16 protein-coding genes are annotated in these 15,792 nt (G+C 59.8%); 7 read left to right on the top strand and 9 right to left on the bottom strand.

The genetic code is table 11. The annotated features are described in order from the left end of the window. Positions 1-127: 127 nt before the first annotated feature. Genes ACILRA_RS09200 through ACILRA_RS09175 form a run of 6 tightly spaced genes read left to right on the top strand, consistent with a single transcriptional unit; the run spans position 128 to position 5,990 of the window. On the top strand, positions 128-2,980 hold the full coding sequence (locus tag ACILRA_RS09200; protein WP_395661805.1) for a monovalent cation/H+ antiporter subunit A: 2,853 nt from the start codon (positions 128-130) through the stop codon (positions 2,978-2,980). Position 2,981: 1 nt separating this feature from the next. Beyond that, entirely contained in the window at positions 2,982-3,326 is a 345-nt protein-coding gene (locus tag ACILRA_RS09195) for a Na+/H+ antiporter subunit C (RefSeq protein ID WP_395661804.1), read from the top strand. Next, a complete protein-coding gene (locus ACILRA_RS09190; protein ID WP_395661803.1) occupies positions 3,323-4,846 on the top strand; it encodes a monovalent cation/H+ antiporter subunit D in 1,524 nt (507 codons plus the stop codon). Before ACILRA_RS09195 ends, ACILRA_RS09190 begins: the two co-directional genes overlap by 4 nt. After that, positions 4,843-5,340 (top strand): Na+/H+ antiporter subunit E, encoded by a 498-nt coding sequence (locus ACILRA_RS09185; protein WP_395661802.1) that lies wholly within the window; start codon positions 4,843-4,845, stop codon positions 5,338-5,340. Before ACILRA_RS09190 ends, ACILRA_RS09185 begins: the two co-directional genes overlap by 4 nt. Continuing rightward, positions 5,337-5,606 (top strand): K+/H+ antiporter subunit F, encoded by a 270-nt coding sequence (locus ACILRA_RS09180; RefSeq protein WP_395661801.1) that lies wholly within the window; start codon positions 5,337-5,339, stop codon positions 5,604-5,606. Before ACILRA_RS09185 ends, ACILRA_RS09180 begins: the two co-directional genes overlap by 4 nt. 6 nt (positions 5,607-5,612) lie before the next feature. Continuing rightward, positions 5,613-5,990, top strand: coding sequence for a Na+/H+ antiporter subunit G (locus ACILRA_RS09175; protein WP_395661800.1), 378 nt, complete (start codon positions 5,613-5,615; stop codon positions 5,988-5,990). Between the two features lie 122 nt (positions 5,991-6,112). On the opposite strand, the gene ACILRA_RS09170 is transcribed toward ACILRA_RS09175, so the two are convergent. From ACILRA_RS09170 to ACILRA_RS09160, 3 genes are read right to left on the bottom strand one after another with little or no spacing between them, the layout of a single operon-like run. Further along, positions 6,113-6,682 carry a transglycosylase SLT domain-containing protein gene (locus tag ACILRA_RS09170; RefSeq protein ID WP_395661799.1) on the bottom strand — a complete coding sequence of 190 codons (570 nt, stop codon included), beginning with the start codon at positions 6,680-6,682 and terminating at the stop codon, positions 6,113-6,115. Continuing rightward, positions 6,630-7,790: a hypothetical protein gene (locus ACILRA_RS09165; RefSeq protein ID WP_395661798.1), complete on the bottom strand. Its 1,161-nt coding sequence runs from the start codon at positions 7,788-7,790 to the stop codon at positions 6,630-6,632. Before ACILRA_RS09165 ends, ACILRA_RS09170 begins: the two co-directional genes overlap by 53 nt. Next, a complete protein-coding gene (locus ACILRA_RS09160; protein WP_395661797.1) occupies positions 7,787-8,578 on the bottom strand; it encodes a hypothetical protein in 792 nt (263 codons plus the stop codon). The genes ACILRA_RS09165 and ACILRA_RS09160 overlap by 4 nt, the downstream gene beginning before the upstream one ends. Before the next feature lie 30 nt (positions 8,579-8,608). Between ACILRA_RS09160 and ACILRA_RS09155 the strand changes: the two genes are divergently transcribed. Continuing rightward, positions 8,609-8,911 carry a hypothetical protein gene (locus ACILRA_RS09155; protein ID WP_395661796.1) on the top strand — a complete coding sequence of 101 codons (303 nt, stop codon included), beginning with the start codon at positions 8,609-8,611 and terminating at the stop codon, positions 8,909-8,911. A gap of 38 nt (positions 8,912-8,949) precedes the next feature. Here ACILRA_RS09155 and ACILRA_RS09150 read toward each other — a convergent pair whose 3' ends face one another. From ACILRA_RS09150 to ACILRA_RS09125, 6 genes are all read right to left on the bottom strand, one after another. Then, positions 8,950-10,134 carry a MotB family protein gene (locus tag ACILRA_RS09150; protein WP_395661795.1) on the bottom strand — a complete coding sequence of 395 codons (1,185 nt, stop codon included), beginning with the start codon at positions 10,132-10,134 and terminating at the stop codon, positions 8,950-8,952. Continuing rightward, on the bottom strand, positions 10,131-10,772 hold the full coding sequence (locus ACILRA_RS09145) for a hypothetical protein (protein ID WP_395661794.1): 642 nt from the start codon (positions 10,770-10,772) through the stop codon (positions 10,131-10,133). The genes ACILRA_RS09150 and ACILRA_RS09145 overlap by 4 nt, the downstream gene beginning before the upstream one ends. Beyond that, positions 10,739-12,352 (bottom strand): flagellar basal-body MS-ring/collar protein FliF, encoded by a 1,614-nt coding sequence (fliF, locus tag ACILRA_RS09140; protein WP_395661793.1) that lies wholly within the window; start codon positions 12,350-12,352, stop codon positions 10,739-10,741. Before fliF ends, ACILRA_RS09145 begins: the two co-directional genes overlap by 34 nt. A gap of 143 nt (positions 12,353-12,495) precedes the next feature. Continuing rightward, positions 12,496-13,422 carry a flagellin gene (locus ACILRA_RS09135; RefSeq protein ID WP_395661792.1) on the bottom strand — a complete coding sequence of 309 codons (927 nt, stop codon included), beginning with the start codon at positions 13,420-13,422 and terminating at the stop codon, positions 12,496-12,498. Positions 13,423-13,627: 205 nt separating this feature from the next. Beyond that, the gene (locus tag ACILRA_RS09130) at positions 13,628-14,551 is read right to left on the bottom strand and encodes a flagellin (protein ID WP_395661791.1); all 924 of its coding nucleotides are present in this window, start codon (positions 14,549-14,551) and stop codon (positions 13,628-13,630) included. A gap of 214 nt (positions 14,552-14,765) precedes the next feature. After that, entirely contained in the window at positions 14,766-15,689 is a 924-nt protein-coding gene (locus ACILRA_RS09125) for a flagellin (RefSeq protein WP_395661790.1), read from the bottom strand. Positions 15,690-15,792: the final 103 nt, after the last annotated feature.

Raw genomic sequence — 15,792 nt, 5'->3', positions numbered from 1 at the left:
AGGTTGAAGTGTCTTTGGAAGGTCTTCTATAGTGGTACATTCACGATCGTCATCAACGCCTTGAATGAGCCGGAGCAGAGCCCCTGATCATGCTTCCAAACACCTGCTCTGAGACAGGAGCATAGCGTTGTCACTGATCCTGATCGCGCTGCTGCCATTCCTCGGTGCAATCCTGCCTGGACTGCTGATCCGGGCCGGGCGCAACTCCTGTGCATGGTCCGCCGCTGTGATCACCGCAACGGCCCTGGCAGGCCTCCTGTCGCACGCGCCGGCGGTCATGGCCGGAGGCACCATCCATTACAGGCTGGACTGGCTTCCCGTTCTCGGTCTCAACGCAAACTTCTTTCTTGACGGGCTTGGCCTGCTGTTTGCCGGGCTGATACTTGGCATTGGCCTGCTGATCATCATCTATGCCCGGTTCTACCTCGCCCGCCAGGATCCGATGGGCCAGTTCTATGCCTATCTGCTGCTGTTCCAGGGCGCGATGGTTGGCATCGTGCTCTCGGACAATGTCCTGCTTCTGCTGGTTTTCTGGGAACTGACGTCCCTCACATCCTTCCTGTTGATCGGCTACTGGAAACACCTGCCCGAAAGCCGGCAGGGTGCGCTGATGGCCTTGACCGTCACCGGCATGGGCGGGCTCTCGCTCATCGCAGGGATGCTGATGCTCGGCGGAATCGTAGGGAGCTATGACCTGTCCGTTATCCTCGCCAGCAAGGATGCGGTGCAGGACAGCCCGCTCTACCTGCCGGCGCTGATCCTCATCCTGATCGGTTGTTTCACCAAGTCCGCCCAATTCCCATTTCACTTCTGGTTGCCGCATGCCATGGCAGCACCAACCCCCGTGTCCGCCTATCTCCACTCCGCCACCATGGTGAAGGCAGGCCTCTTCCTCATGGCCCGGCTATGGCCAGTATTGGCGGGCACGCCTGAGTGGTTCTACATCGTGACCACGACCGGCCTCGTGACCATGCTGCTGGGTGCCTTCATCGCGCTGTTCAGAAACGACCTGAAGGCGCTGCTGGCGTTCTCAACCGTCAGCCATCTCGGGTTGATCACCATGCTGCTTGGCTTCGGAACTCCGATGGCAGCCGTCGCCGCGGTGTTTCACATCATCAATCACGCGATCTTCAAGGCACCGCTGTTCATGATCGCGGGCATCATCGATCACGAGGCGCATACGCGTGACATCAGGCGCCTGGGCGGACTGCGCCGCCTGATGCCGCTGACATTCGCCATGGGAAGCATCGCTGCCCTGTCGATGGCGGGGATACCGCCTCTCAACGGCTTTCTGTCAAAGGAGATGATGCTGGAGGAAGCCGCTCACACGGCCTGGCTTGGTTCCGCCTGGCTTGTCCCTGGCCTCGCAACAGTTGCTGCTCTCCTCTCGGCCGCCTATTCGTTCCGCTTCGTCGCACATGTGTTTCTGGGGCCCGTTCGACACGACTATCCGATCCGGCCTCATGATCCGCCATTCGGTTTCTGGATCGCACCGGCCATGCTGGTGGGGCTGGTGGTCGCAGTCGGACTGTTGCCGGCGGCTGTTGCAGGACCGCTGGTGGCAGTGGCCTCGGCCGCGGTCATCGGCGATGTGCCTCCACCCTATGGACTGAAGCTATGGCACGGCCTGACCCCGGCCCTTCTGTTGTCAGCCGTGGCCATCGCAGGCGGCATGCTGGCGCTGGCAGCCTATCACAGCCTCGACCGCCTGCGGGAGACCGCGCCCGGGTTGGAGGCAAAACCGGTCTTCGAGGGACTCATCGCCTGGCTTGCCAGCTTGTCGGGCGCGGTCACGCAGGCGCTGCATGACGGCGCCATGACGCGATATGCCGCGATCTTCATGGCCACGGTCGGGTTTGCCGGATTTGCGGCCTGGCTTGGCGGCACGTGGAGTGGCCCGGAGCGGGATTTCCTCGCGGTTGGGACCATTCCGGCACTCGGCGTGGCGCTGATCATCATCGCGACCGGCTGCATCGTCGCATTTCACCACAACCGTCTGCTCGCGCTGATCTTCATCGGTGTCATTGGACTGATGGTCTCGCTGGCCTTCGCTTATTTCTCCGCGCCCGATCTCGCCCTCACGCAGGCCTCCGTCGAGGTCGTGACCATCATCCTGCTGCTGCTGGCGCTCAACTTCCTTCCCAAGACGACGCCACAGGAAAGCGGCGGCGGCCGCCGCCTGCGCGATGGCGCCCTGGCGTGTTTCGTTGGCCTTGGGGCAGGCTGGCTCACATACAAGATCCAGTCGAGCAACTTCTCGCAGGCAAGCATCTCGGCTTATCACCTGGCCAATGCGAAGCCGGGCGGCGGCGGCACCAATGTGGTGAACGTCATTCTCGTGGACTTTCGCGGTTTCGATACCTTTGGCGAGATCATCGTCCTCGGCATCGCGGCACTGGTGATCTTCGCACTGACGGAATCGCTGCTCTCGGGTCCAGCGGGACAACGGCTCGCAAGCCGCCCGCCGGACACCGGCGAAGCGGGTGACAAGCACCCGCTCATGATGGTGGTCGCCACGCGGGTGATGATGCCGATCACGCTGCTGGTCGCGCTGTATATTTTCTTGCGCGGCCATAACGACCCCGGTGGCGGCTTCATCGCCGGGCTCATCGTGGCGATCGCACTGGTGATGCAGTATATGGCAAGTGGCTTCGCGTGGACCGCGGCACGCCAGAGATATCCCTACCATGGGATCATCGCTGCCGGCATCTTCGCCGCCCTGCTGACAGGCCTCGCCTCGCTGTTCTTCGGCTACCCCTTCCTGACCAGCAGCTATGGCTATTTCAAGCTGCCAATGATCGAGCAATTCGAACTGGCAACGGCCATGGCCTTCGATGCTGGTGTGTTTCTGTGCGTGGTGGGCGCGGTGATGCTTGCGCTCGAAAGCCTGTCGCGGCTGGCCCACCGCAGTGGCGAGCGGCCCAGCGCCTATCCGATGGATGTCGATCCGTCCCGCACCGCCGAACGGGAGAGTGCCTAGCATGGAATATCTGTTTTCCATCGCAGTCGGCGTTCTCACGGCAGGCGGCACCTACCTTGTCCTGAGGTTGAGGACGTTTCCCGTCATCCTCGGCATTTCGCTGCTTTCATACGCGGTGAACCTGTTCCTGTTTGCCTCAGGCAGGCTGGCAATGGACCTGCCTCCCATCTGGGCGGGCGATGCGGCATCCTACACAGATCCCCTGCCGCAAGCCCTGGTTCTGACGGCCATCGTCATCTCATTCGGCATGACGGCCGTCGTCGTCATGCTGGCACTCAGTTCCTACCTCAGCGCACGCAACGACCGGATCAACATGAATGACGGCGACGGGCGGGACCAGTCATGAACCACTGGATCGTGGCGCCTCTCCTGCTTCCGCCGCTGGTGGGCGCTGTCATGATCATGTCGATGCGGCACCACCTCGACCTGGCGCGCATTTTTTCGGTCGCAAGCATCTCACTGCTCTTGGCGATCAACATCTGGTTGCTTGCGGAAAGCAGCAACGGTTCCATTCAAGCCTACGAAGTCGGCGCATGGCCCGCGCCCTTCGGTATCGTACTGGTGCTCGACCGGCTGGCCGCAGTCATGCTCGTGCTCACAAGCCTGCTGGCGCTGGCGGTTGTGCTCTACGCCATCGGCTCCGGCTGGGACAGCCGCGGACGGCATTTTCATCCATTGCTGCAATTCCAGCTCCTCGGGCTCTTCGGCGCTTTCCTGACGGGCGACCTGTTCAATCTGTTCGTCTTCTTCGAGGTTCTGCTGATCGCCTCTTATGGGCTGATGACCCATGGCGGTGGAAAGCGGCGTCTTCAGGCCGGCGTCCAGTACGTTGTCTACAACTTGCTTGGTTCCACACTGTTCCTCTTCGCCCTCGGCACGATCTACGCGGTGACAGGAACGCTGAACATGGCGGACCTCGCCTTGCGCGTGGCCGAGATTCCAGCTTCCGGCACCGCCCTCATCCGCGTGGCCGCTGTGCTGCTGCTGCTGGTCTTCGCGGTCAAGGCAGCGGTGGTCCCGCTGCATTTCTGGCTTCCAGCGACCTATGCAGAGGCGCCAGGGCCCGTGGCGGCGCTGTTCGCGATCATGACGAAGGTCGGTGTCTATGCGATCATTCGCGTGTTCACCTTGATATTTGGATCAGGGTCAGCCGCAGCCGGAGATCTGGCTGGAACATGGCTCCTCCCGTTCGCCATTGTGACGCTGCTGGTCGGCGCGATCGGGGTGCTTGGCGCCAAATCCCTTGGCCACCTGACGGCGCTTGCAACCGTCGGCTCGATCGGGACACTGATGATTGCCGTCGGATTCTTCTCGCAGCAGGCCACGGCGGCCGCTCTCTACTACATGATCCACTCGACGCTGGCTTGCGCCATGCTCTTCCTCGTGGTTGACCTGGTGCGGGTCCGCAGAACCGAGGAAGATGACCGCCTGGTTTCAGGCGGGCCGATGCCACAGGGAGGCCTTGTATCTGCACTGTTCTTCGCTGGCGCCATCGGCATGGCAGGCCTGCCGCCCCTGTCGGGCTTCGTTGGAAAACTCCTGATCCTTTCTTCAATCCGCGGACATGCGTGGGACTGGCTTGTGTGGTCCATCATACTTGCAACCTCGCTCGTGTTCGTTGTCGGCTTCGCCCGCGCCGGCATCACCGTCTTCTGGCATAACCCGCCTGCGCCGGAGGAGCGTGAGGCCAGCCCTGCCTCAGCGTCCCTCCCGTTCGTTGCTGTGTTCGGCCTGCTGGCTCTGATCGGGGTGGCGACGCTTCAGGCTCGCCCTCTGATGGACTTTCTCACCGCGACATCACAGCAGATCTACGATCCTGCAGCCTACATAGGGGCCGTGTTGCGGCAAGCGGAGGGCATGCCATGATGACGATGAAGCGTTTTCTGCCGCACCCACTGCTGACGCTTCTGTTGACACTCACATGGCAGATGCTTGTCAACCAGGTCACAGCCGGCAGCCTCGTCCTCGGCCTCATCTTCGGGATCTTCATTCCCATTCTGACCAGTCCGTACTGGCCAGACCGGCCAAAACTCCGGCGGCCGTTGAAATTCTTCAGCTATTTCATGATCGTGATGTGGGATATCTGCATCGCCAACCTCGTCGTGGCCCGGACGATCCTCTTCCGGCGGAACACCGAACTCCACAGCAACTGGGTGACGGTTCCCCTCGACCTCAGTTCCCCCGAGGCGATCACGGTTCTTGCCGGTACCATCACGATGACGCCCGGAACTGTTTCGAGCGATGTTTCAGCATGCGGCCGCGCACTGCTGGTTCATTGCCTGGACGCACCGGATCCTGATGCGGTGCGTGACGAGATCAAGCACCGCTACGAGAGACGCCTCAAGGAGATATTCGAATGATGACGGCCGCCCTCTGGTTTGCCTTCGGCTGCTTCGCAATCGGACTGGCAATGAACATGTGGACCATCGCCCGATCACCCGCGATGGGCGATCGCATTCTCGCCCTCGACACGATGGTCATCAATGGCATCGCACTTGTTGTGCTCTTTGGAATTTTCACTCGGTCGGCCGTGTACTTCGAAGTCTCCCTCATCATCGCGATGGTCGGCTTCGTTTCAACCATTGCCTACGCGCGCTTCCTGTTGCGCGGCAACGTAATCGAGTAGTGGGCCATGGAACTCTGGCAGGAAGCCGCAGTTGCGCTGTTTCTGATGATTGCAGGAGTCTTCGGCCTTGTCGGATCATACGGATTAATCAAACTGCCAAGTTCGATAGCCCGCCTTCATGCACCGACCAAGGCAACCACACTGGGCATCGGCGGCATTTTGGTTGCGTCGATGATGCATTCGATATTCACGCGCGGTGTATTGTCTTTCCACGAATTGCTGATCACCCTGTTCCTGTTCCTGACGGCGCCGATCACTGCGCACTTCATCGCCAAGGTCTATCTCCATCACAACGTGAAGCGCGGCGATCTGCCCGCGACCGGGACCGGTTCACCCTGGGCGAGCGAGCCTGAGGAAGCACCCGGACAGAAACAGGACGAGTGATCTGCCTTGGGCGGCGACATGACGCCAAACTGCTTGATCTGATTGTCAGTCTGCTGGAGTGACCCGAAGATATACAGAGGTCCGTTGGTGTTTTGGGGAAAAGCTATTCAAGCACCCAGGGATCACGAACAGAACAGCTTCGCTTCTGGTGTCCAGGCTCCGAATCCGGTGGCGACAAGGTTGCGGATCACAGCGCAGATGTAGCGTTTCTGGGCCGGGTTGTTGTTTGGGCCTGCATGATAGCGGGCAATCGCCATGGTCCAGTTTCCCTCCCGCACGCGCAGTTCCTTCAGGAAGCGCGCGGCATAGCGGACGTTGTCCCGGGGTTCGAGCATATGCGCGACAGAAGCGAATTTGCCGCCGTGGTAGTGATGGTTGATCTGCATGCAACCGAGGTCAATGAGCTTCTTTCCCCGCCGCTTGGCGCGGGCGAACTCAGCCAGGGCATCCTCCCTTGATGTTGCGAAGACGGCTTTACCTTCGATGTTCAGGGCATAGGGATGGAGCGATCCCTTGCGGCCTGTTTCTGTCAGACCCACTGCATAGAGAACGCCGATCGGAACGCCTTCGGCATCAGCGGCAGCTGTCATCTCGCGCTCGCATATGTTCGGTGGGGAAGCTGTACCGGCGGTGGTTACGTCAAACGACGCGGCCAGCGCCAACAGCAAGGCCGGTCGAAGGATCTTCAACATTCGGTTCTTCTTTTGAATGGCGGACCGGCGAAGGGTGACTGTTTGCGCCGGATCTGCCGTCCTGCGCAAACCCTCGTCCACCCGGAAGCGCTTCATTGCTGGAACCCTGCTCTTCACCATTCTGTATGTGTTGCGACGCCGGCTGTTCCAGTTCCCGGATCTCCAAGGAGACGTTGACGGCGCCGCCAGGGCCTGCAGCAAGCAACCCTCCGAGCCGGTCCTCGAGAATGCTCATGTCGCGGCTGAGTGTTTCGGCGGCAACCTTGCCGGTGACCGTGATGGTCACTTTCGTCTCAAGCCCAGACCGCCGCAGCCTGACTTCAACATCGCCGAGGTTCTCCGGCTGGAGCATGAATCGGAGTGACTTCAACTCGGCGGGCGGCGCAGCTGGCGGATCAGCCAGATGCAACTGCTGAATTGACGCTGGTGAACTTGCTTGTCCGGTTTGCGCGGTCAAGGAACGATCGATTTGCTGCAGAATCTGAAGGGCGGGCGACGGGACAGACGTCGGGCTGGAATCTGGATGCGCCGGTGCCAGCAAGAGGGTATCGATCTCGGAAGGGCACTCAACAGCGCCGTCCGCAATTGCCGTCTTTTCAGGACGACGCGGTTCTTCATGACCCGCGGATTCGCTGCATATGGACCCGCCGGCTATCTGAGGCTCCACCGCAACATCAGCCAACCGAAGCTCAGGAGTGCCGGCAGCAGCGCGCCCACTGGCAAGCGAGAAGCCATCTCTCAGGACCGGAACGAAACGAGCAGACAGCGCGCTGTCATTTTCACCTTGATGCGTGGTCTTGTGGGGAGAGGCCCATTCCGTGGGTATCGGCGGCGGCGTGAGGCCGGCCTCTGTTTGCATTTCCACCGGAGGCAGGCAAAGCAGCAGGGAGAACATGTCGGGACGATTCTCTGGCTTGGCTTCTGCGTGTGCTGCCTCGGGAGTGGTTTTGGTGCATTCCTCATCCTGCGGCGAAGGAGATTCCTCGCCGAACCCCCCAAGGATGAGGTTGAAGTCTTCCCCTGCAGCTGGCCCGGGCTGACGAGTTGCTCCGCGAAGTGAGGTGTCGAAGACAGCGACATCGGCGGGAAGGAGCGCAATGCCCGTCATGACCTGCTCTCCGTAAGAATCCTGTCAGCGTCCACCAGCAAGTCTTCAGCACGCGACTGCAGCTGATTCTCCTGGTTCCGCTCTCCTGCGGGGCCAGACTGGCCTCCGAATGGTGGCTTCGTGATCTGCTCGGCAATCCATAAGCCCGCATCGAGCAGCGCCTGATCCTGAACGTCCAATAAATCGCGGCGGATCGCCTTCAGTTCATCAGCCGCAGTGGCAGCTTTCTCCGAGGCGACGGCATGAAGAAAGAGATAGAGCCTTGCAGCTTGCTGCTCCTCGCTTCCTTCCGCCGCCAGTTGCAGCGCGCGGCGCGCGGCAAACTCCGCCGTCACAAGATTGGACACCCGGGAGGATTGCCGCGCAAGGTGAAGGTAGAGGCTGCGCCTCTGCTCCACGGGCATCTCTTCGAAAATCTCATCCAGCCGTGCAAGATCGGGCGAGCGATCCTTGTTACGCCATGTTGCAAGCGCCGACATGATCTCCTCCCAGAATGCCCTCGCATAGAGAGAGTCTGGAAAGCGCCGCTGATAGCGTGCAAGCCTCGTCCAAAAGGGCTTCTCTTCAGATGACTCCGCAAAGGCAAGCGTTGAGCGGCGCAAGGCCGACTCCTCGACGAGGGTTCCCGGCATGAGCGCCACGGCCGTCGAAAGGCCTGACTGATGGGCAACGGCGTTCCGCTCGAGCAATGCCTGGGCAAGCGCCACCCGGCCGCCCACGCGCGCAGGAAGCCTGGATACGTCGATGTCGCCCAGGCGCTTTGCCGCCTCCTCGCGATCACCCTGCATGAACAGGGAAGAGCCTTCCAACAGGAGGCGATGAACAGGCTGCAGTTTCTCGGACTTCGCCAAGGTGGCGGCTGTTGCGGGATCTCCACCGCTCAGCACATAGGCTGCCACATAGGGCGCAATACGGTCCGGCTCAGGCAGATCGCTCTCGATGATTCCTTCACCAATGCTGCGCAGCAAAGGCTTTTGAAGCTCGGCTGCGTCCCGCCTGCCTCTGGCAGTGGCATCCTGGAGGAGGAAGAGAGCGTCGAGATCATTCAAGAGGCGGCGAGTGTCAGCCTGTTCGCTGCCGGTCAACGTCTTGGGTGTGTCATCGTCTGCTACGGCAGTTGATGCTGAAATCAAAAAAATTGCCAAGGCGATCAGAGGTCTCACGGGTCCTCGCTGCTGATCAGAATCTCGATCCGCCGGTTCTCCGCAGCCTGTGGATCCGCGGTGTTGCGTGGTTCGCGATCGGCCACGCCTTCAATTCTCCGGATGCGCTTCTCATCCAGTCCACCGCGAATGAGCATATAGCGGGCGAAATGTGCTCGTGCGGTCGAGAGCTGCCAGTTGTCATAGTACTTGTTGCGATAGGGCCGCGAATCAGTATGCCCTCGAATGATGAGTTCGCCGTCACGCGCTTTCACAACCGAGGCGATCGCTTCGACAAGCTTGAGGGTCTGCGGCTTGGGTTCGGCGGATCCGGTCGCGAACATTTCGAAGCTCTCCCCTTCCGTCAGGCTGATCAGGATTCCGCCAGCGGACGGAACGACCGACACTGCCTTCTCCAGGTCTTCGCTTCCACCCCCGAGACGCGAAGCAATTTCCCTTGAGATGTCGGCAGCCTCCTGCTCCGCTTTATCTTTCTCCGAATCTTTGCCGTCATCTTTCTTGGCCGCCACCTCACCGGGTGACTCCACAGCGTGATCGGCGGCTGCCGTCTGATTTGATGCGGGAGCGCCCTGCTTGGTAGTCTCCTGATCCATTTGGGTGGCTCGGGACTGATCTGGAGTTGGTGACTCTGCGCCATCCTTCGATTCCACCGGTGGTGAGGCCTTCACTTTTTCCCACGCACGCGGGTCGAAAGGATCTCCCACACCTGGATTTGATGTTTCCGGCTTCAGCGCAGGGGTGATCTCGACGTCGCTCTCAAGACCGGCATTCCGAAAATCGGCCTCCGAGATCGTCCGCGCCATGCGATCGAGGGAATCCGGCGGATTCGCCATGAGCTCAGCCTCAGTCTCCATGTCCTCTCTTTTGGGCGTCGAGCCTTCGCCAGATCCTCTTTCCTGCTTCTTTTCTGAATCGCGTACATCCTTGAAGTCCTTGAGGCTGCGCGCGCCAGTTGATGTATCTGTGAGCTTGATTGGATTGAAGTAGCTGGCAACCTGCGCGCGGGTCTTCTCGTTGGACGCATTGATGAGCCACATGACCAGGAAGAAGGCCATCATGGCTGTCACAAAATCGGCATAGGCGATCTTCCAGGCACCGGCTTTTCCGCCGCCGGCATCTTCGCCTCCACGCCTGCGGACAATGACGATCTCAGCTTTTCCGGACTCGGAGCTGTCCTTCACGCGTTGTTTCCCTCTATGGCTTGGCACCAGCGCAGGGAAAGCTCCTCGAAGCGGATCCGGTTCGTAGCCCGAATGATTTCCACTGTTCGGGATTCGATCAACGTTGACGACACGTCTCCTAACTCGCGAAGCGCCAACAGCGGCTCATGCATGTCCGCTGGCGCCCGGATCTCCAGAACCGGATCATCAGTCTGCCGCAACTCTTCCTTGACGAGTTCAATCAAACTGGAAACCGCCTTGGCCCTCGCCTGCTCGCAGAGAAACGGCCTCAACACGTCTCCGAGAGCCTCCTCCAGCTTGCTGAGGACGTCGTCGAGTGCACGGCTCATCTCGGCCGCAATCCGGCTGGTCAGTTCGTCTCCGATGCGGTTCAGCAGTTCCCGTTCCTTCTCAGCATGCGCCAGCGACAACTCCTCAAGCCGTTGCTCCGCTTGATGCAGCGCCTCGAGAAGTTCCTCCTCACGGCCTTGCGTGTCCGAGGAGCCGGATGGCGGACTCTCGGGCTGAAAAATGTCATCGGGCTGCGGGAATTCCTCGAGTGCAGGTTCGGATGCCGGAGAACCTGCGGCATCCGCACGCTCCGTCAGCCAATGTGCCAGAGGAATCATGTTGCACGGCCCACCGGCTCGCTCAGCCACTGCTTCAACACCTCGACAGCCCGCTCAGGATCAAGCTCGACGATCTTCGCAAGCCGGTCCTTCGGACTGTTCGAAACCTCCCGGGCCAGATCGTCAAGAAGCGGATCGGCCACCCCGCCCAGTTGGGGAAGGGCGAAATTGTCGAGAGCAGCGCTGGAGACAGACATGTCCGCTATCGGCATTCCGGCGGGATCGGTCATCATCGACGGAAGCGCCGGTGCGCCCTGTGCGCCTGACTGTTGCCGATCACTGAGGATCGCGCGCAACGCAGGCCGCAGTCCAAGCAACAGAATCAGCAGCGTCACAAGTATGAGGGCTCCAGCATTGATGAGGCTACCGAGGTAACCTTCGACGACCTCCATAATGCCGCTTGCTGCCTCATCGGCGCTGGGCTCATCCGCGGCGATGAAGTCAACGGCCGTCACTGTGACCGTATCACCACGGTCGATGAGAACACCCGCTGCTGACTTGATCAGTGTCTCGAGTTCCGTAATCTTCGCGGTGATGGCTTCTTCTGTGACTTCTGCTTCAGAGGCGTTCTTGAAAGCTGATCTGTTGAGAACCACGGCCACCGACAATCGATCAATTCCGTAGCCGTCAGAGGTCGTGGACACTGACCGCGAATTGATCTCATAGTTGGTCAGCTCCTCCTTCCGATCCTTTCGCTCGCTCGAGTTATCGCCTGTTGCGCTCTGAACCTCTTCGACGGGGATGTTCTGCTCTACCGTGACGCCACCGGCTGATGTTGCGTTCTGTGCCTCGCCACTTTCCTTGATGGTCCTCACCGACCTCTCAACCCGGGAAGCTGGATCATAAACGGTCTCGCTGATCTGCTTGCGGTCTGCGTTGAGTTTCGCATTCACGCTGATGCGAAAATTGCCTGCGCCGACATAGGGCAGGATCGTGCGCGCGACTTTTGCCTCAATGTCGTTCGACATTGAGCGCTCAAGGCCAATCAACTTCTCTGGTGCAGCCGAGACGGGATCACCCGTAAACGTCAACAAGCGGCCGTCGGCGCTCATGACAGTTACCTGGGACGGCGAAAGACCAGGGATGGCCGCGGCAACCAGATGACGGATCGACGTTGCAGCGGTTTCGCCAACATCCTGATCAGCCCGGATGATGACGGAGGCCGTTGCCTGGTCGTTGGCAGCCCGGAAGCTGCCCTCGTTGCGCAGTGCGAGGTGAACGCGGGCCGTCTTTATTCCATCGATCAGCCGAATTGTTCGTGCGAGCTCACCTTCCAGCGCTCTCACTTTCGTGATCTGCTGCATGAAGGTTGTGAGACCGAGGGAACCCAGCTTGTCGAATAACTCGTAGCCCGCCGTGTCGCTTCGGGGCAGGCCCTTCTGCGCCAGCAGCATGCGGGCCTTGCCGGCCTGCCCCATGTCCACCATGACGGCATCGCCGGCGACGCTGATATCGAAAGATATGCCAGCATCCTGAAGTGCTGCGCCCATGCGCGTGACGTCTTGTGGGTCGAGCCCGGAGTAGAGCACTTCCTGCTGCGGCCGGCTCAGCAGATAACCACTTACGCCGACAAGCATGAAGACAGTGAGAGCCGTCAGGCCAAGGGCCATCAACCGCCGCGGGCCGAGAGCCGCAAGGCTGTCGCGAAGCCTCTTGATGATGTCTAGAACGTTCGCCACATCGAACTCCGTCAGCCCAGCAGGCAGCCAGTCTCAAACTCGAATCTTGTGCGGGCGTTGAATGCCCGGTCACGCTAGCCCCTGAAGAGGGAGAGTATGTTCTGACTGTTCTGGTTTGCGATACTGAGCGACTGGACGCCAAGCTGCTGCTGCACCTGCAGAGCCTGCAGTTTTGTTGACTCCTCGTTCATGTCTGCATCCACCAGCGCACCGACGCCGCGTGTGATCGCATCCATCAGGGCGGAGACGAAGTCCCGCTGCAGGGTGACCCGCTGCTTCACCGCACCAAGATTGGCCGCCGATATGGTCATCTCGGTCATTGCAGTATCGACCCATGCGATCATCTGCTCGAGGTCTTCGATATCTTCGTCCGAATTCGTGAGGCTTGAGATGTCGAGTGTTGAGACAGAGTAGGCTACGCCACCATTTGCCGTCGTGTCCTCCGAATCGAGTATTCCGGACTGGTCAGCGGCATCGAAGAGCTTCACGTCTTCGACGTTCACCGAGATCGTCCCGATGGAGATCGAGCCACTGCTTCGGGAGAAGGAAGCGACGATCGTCTTCGTTGCGTTGTACCCAGGAGCAGAAGAATCAACGGAGATCCAGTTCTCGCCGCTGAATACGGACGTTGCGCCGACACTCGTGAGCTGGCGCTGCAATTCCGTGATTTCGGACTGGATCTTCCCGCGGTCCACTCCAGGTTGACGGGCAGCCACCAGCTTGTTCTTGATTTCAGTCACCGATTCGATGGCGCTGTTCATGCCGGTGTAGGCGACATCGATGGTGGCAGAACCCAGGCCCAGGGCGTCCTTGACCGTCGATAGCGCACCATTATCTGATCGCATCGTTGTGGCAATCGACCAGTAGGCGGCGTTATCCTCGGCCTTGCCGACCCTCAACCCCGTCGATATGCGGGTTTGGGTCTCATCGAGTTTGCGGATTGTCGCCGTCAGAGTCTGCAATGCGGTCATTGCTGACCCATTGGTCAATATGCTGGCCATGTCGGAGTGCCCCTAAGCGAACCAATGAGGAGTCGACATCCCGGAGCGAGGCCGGCCACGCGGATCGGCATGATACCCGGCAGGCTTCATGCCTGCTCCGCCGGTCGATAGATACACTCATTATGGTTAGCGAGAGGTTAACGCACTCGAAGGGCGGGAAGGACGCCAGGTCCAGACCGGACTGGCGTACTTCCCTTAGGCCAGGTTAGCGGAACAGTGAGAGGATCTGCTGACTGTTCTGGTTGGCGATACTCAGCGACTGCACACCAAGCTGCTGCTGGACCTGCAGCGCCTGGAGCCTGGTTGACTCCTCGTTCATGTCGGCATCGACAAGCGTACCGACGCCTCTGGAGATCGCATCCATGAGGGATCCAATGAACTCCCGCTGCATGTTCGTGCGCTGCTTCACAGCGCCGAGGTTGCTTGCCGCCGTCGTCATGGAACTGATACCGTCATCCACCCAGGCGAGCATCTGCTCGAGATCCTCAAGATCATCGTCGGTGTCGGTGATGTTCGAGATGTCGAGCGTGAGTATCGAATAGTTCACGCCGCCATTCGTTGTGGTGTCCTCATTGTCGAGAATTCCGCTCTGGTCCGCGGAATCAATGAGTTCAGTCGAGGTCAGGTCGATGGCGATGGTTCCAACCGAGACCGACCCGCCCGCACGCGAGAAGGAGGCGACGATCGTTTTTGTTGAGTTATAGCCAGCCTCGCTCGAATCCACAGATAGCCAGTTCTCACCCGAGAACACGGATGAGCCTGCAATACTGGTCAGCTGATTTTGGAGTTCGGCGATCTCGGACTGGACCTTCTCGCGATCGATGCCCGGCTGACGAGCTGCAACGAGCTTGTTCTTCATTTCCTTGGCAACGTCGATGGCCTTGTTCATGCCAGTATAGGCGACATCAAGCGTGGCGGCGCCAAGACCCAAGGCATCCTTGACCGTCGAGAGCGCTCCATTGTCTGAACGCATCGTGGTAGCTATCGACCAGTAGGCGGCGTTGTCCTCTGCGCTCGAGACGCGGAAGCCCGTGGAAATACGCGCCTGAGTTGTGGAGAGTTGCTTGTTGGTGGAATTAAGGCTCTGCAATGCCGTCATTGCAGAGACGTTTGTCATGATACTTGCCATAAAGCCTTTGTCCCTTGGCACACGTTACAGACTGGGACATCCGGACTTCTTTCCGGGCGGACGGCACCGGCATCATGCCTGAGGGACTTCGCCGTCCACTCCCGTCGCTTGCCATCATGGTAAGCGCAACAGGGTTTCCAAAGACTTAAGTCGAATTGTCGGAAACGCGGCCGCGAGATTCAGGCGGCCGCGTTTCGCCCTCAGGCGTGAAAGATTAGCGGAACAGAGACAGGATCGACTGACTGTTCTGGTTGGCGATACTGAGTGCCTGAATGCCCAGCTGCTGCTGGACCTGCAGCGCCTGGAGCCTCGTCGACTCCTCATTCATATCCGCATCGACCAGGGCGCCGACGCCACGGTCGATGGCCGTCATCAAGGCGGAGACGAACTCGGACTGAAGCTTTGTTCTCTGCTTGATTGCACCAAGGTTACTTGCGGCTGTCGTCATGCCGCTGATTGCTTCGTCGACGAACCCAATCATCTGCTCGAGATCTTCCAGATCGTCGTCACTGTCTGAGATCGCCGAAATATCCAAGGACGAGACGGAGTAGTCAACACCACCGTTCGCGGTGGTATCCTCCGTATCGAGGAGGCCGGACTGGTCGTTGGAATCGAATAGCTTGGTACCGTCTACATCGACCGAGATCGTTCCCACAGACACGTCCCCGCCGCTGCGGGAGAAAGAGGCGATCATCGTCTTCGATGCGTTGTATCCGGCTGCGCTCGAATCAACCGAGAGCCAATTTTCACCGGAGAATACGGAAGACTCGGCAACGCTCTGGAGCTGGTTCTGCAGCTCCACGATTTCCGATTGAACCTTCTCGCGGTCAATGCCCGGCTGCCGTGCGGCGACCAGCTTGTTCTTGATCTCTTTTGTGACGTCGATCGAAGTCTTCATGCCGGTGTATGCCACATCGAGTGTGGCCGCTCCAAGACCGAGCGCGTCCTTGACGGTCGATAAGGCGGCGCGGTCGGACCGCATGGTTGTCGCGATCGACCAATAGGCGGCGTTGTCTTCTGCGTTGCTGACACGGTAGCCGGTTGAGATCCGGTTCTGTGTCTGACCAAGGCTCTTGTTCGTGTTGGTGAGACTCTGCAATGCCGTCATTGCAGACTGATTCGTCATTATGCTGGTCATAGGTGAATGTCCCCTTACCCATACGCTACACACTTGGAGGACATTCCGGCGGAGTGCCGGCGGAACGGGATTGCATCATGCCAAAGGGCGAACCCTCCCCGTT

The sequence above is a fragment of the Aestuariivirga sp. genome (genome assembly GCF_044239095.1).
Taxonomy (GTDB): Bacteria; Pseudomonadota; Alphaproteobacteria; order Rhizobiales; family Aestuariivirgaceae; genus Aestuariivirga.
The sequence above is the reverse complement of the archived record's forward strand: the minus strand, read 5'-3'. Positions and strand labels throughout refer to the sequence as shown.

Excerpts from the sequence above, each read along its gene's own strand:
- fliF (WP_395661793.1), bottom strand. The coding sequence starts at position 12,352 with ATGGCCCTTGGCCTGACGGCTCTCACTGTCTTCATGCTTGTCGGCGTA.
- ACILRA_RS09155 (WP_395661796.1), top strand. The coding sequence starts at position 8,609 with ATGAACAGGCTGCAGTTTCTCGGACTTCGCCAAGGTGGCGGCTGTTGC.
- ACILRA_RS09195 (WP_395661804.1), top strand. The coding sequence starts at position 2,982 with ATGGAATATCTGTTTTCCATCGCAGTCGGCGTTCTCACGGCAGGCGGC.
- ACILRA_RS09160 (WP_395661797.1), bottom strand. The coding sequence starts at position 8,578 with ATGCAGGGTGATCGCGAGGAGGCGGCAAAGCGCCTGGGCGACATCGAC.
- ACILRA_RS09185 (WP_395661802.1), top strand. The coding sequence starts at position 4,843 with ATGATGACGATGAAGCGTTTTCTGCCGCACCCACTGCTGACGCTTCTG.
- ACILRA_RS09135 (WP_395661792.1), bottom strand. The coding sequence starts at position 13,422 with ATGGCCAGCATATTGACCAATGGGTCAGCAATGACCGCATTGCAGACT.
- ACILRA_RS09125 (WP_395661790.1), bottom strand. The coding sequence starts at position 15,689 with ATGACCAGCATAATGACGAATCAGTCTGCAATGACGGCATTGCAGAGT.
- ACILRA_RS09170 (WP_395661799.1), bottom strand. The coding sequence starts at position 6,682 with ATGTTGAAGATCCTTCGACCGGCCTTGCTGTTGGCGCTGGCCGCGTCG.
- ACILRA_RS09165 (WP_395661798.1), bottom strand. The coding sequence starts at position 7,790 with ATGACGGGCATTGCGCTCCTTCCCGCCGATGTCGCTGTCTTCGACACC.
- ACILRA_RS09190 (WP_395661803.1), top strand. The coding sequence starts at position 3,323 with ATGAACCACTGGATCGTGGCGCCTCTCCTGCTTCCGCCGCTGGTGGGC.
- ACILRA_RS09175 (WP_395661800.1), top strand. The coding sequence starts at position 5,613 with ATGGAACTCTGGCAGGAAGCCGCAGTTGCGCTGTTTCTGATGATTGCA.
- ACILRA_RS09130 (WP_395661791.1), bottom strand. The coding sequence starts at position 14,551 with ATGGCAAGTATCATGACAAACGTCTCTGCAATGACGGCATTGCAGAGC.
- ACILRA_RS09180 (WP_395661801.1), top strand. The coding sequence starts at position 5,337 with ATGATGACGGCCGCCCTCTGGTTTGCCTTCGGCTGCTTCGCAATCGGA.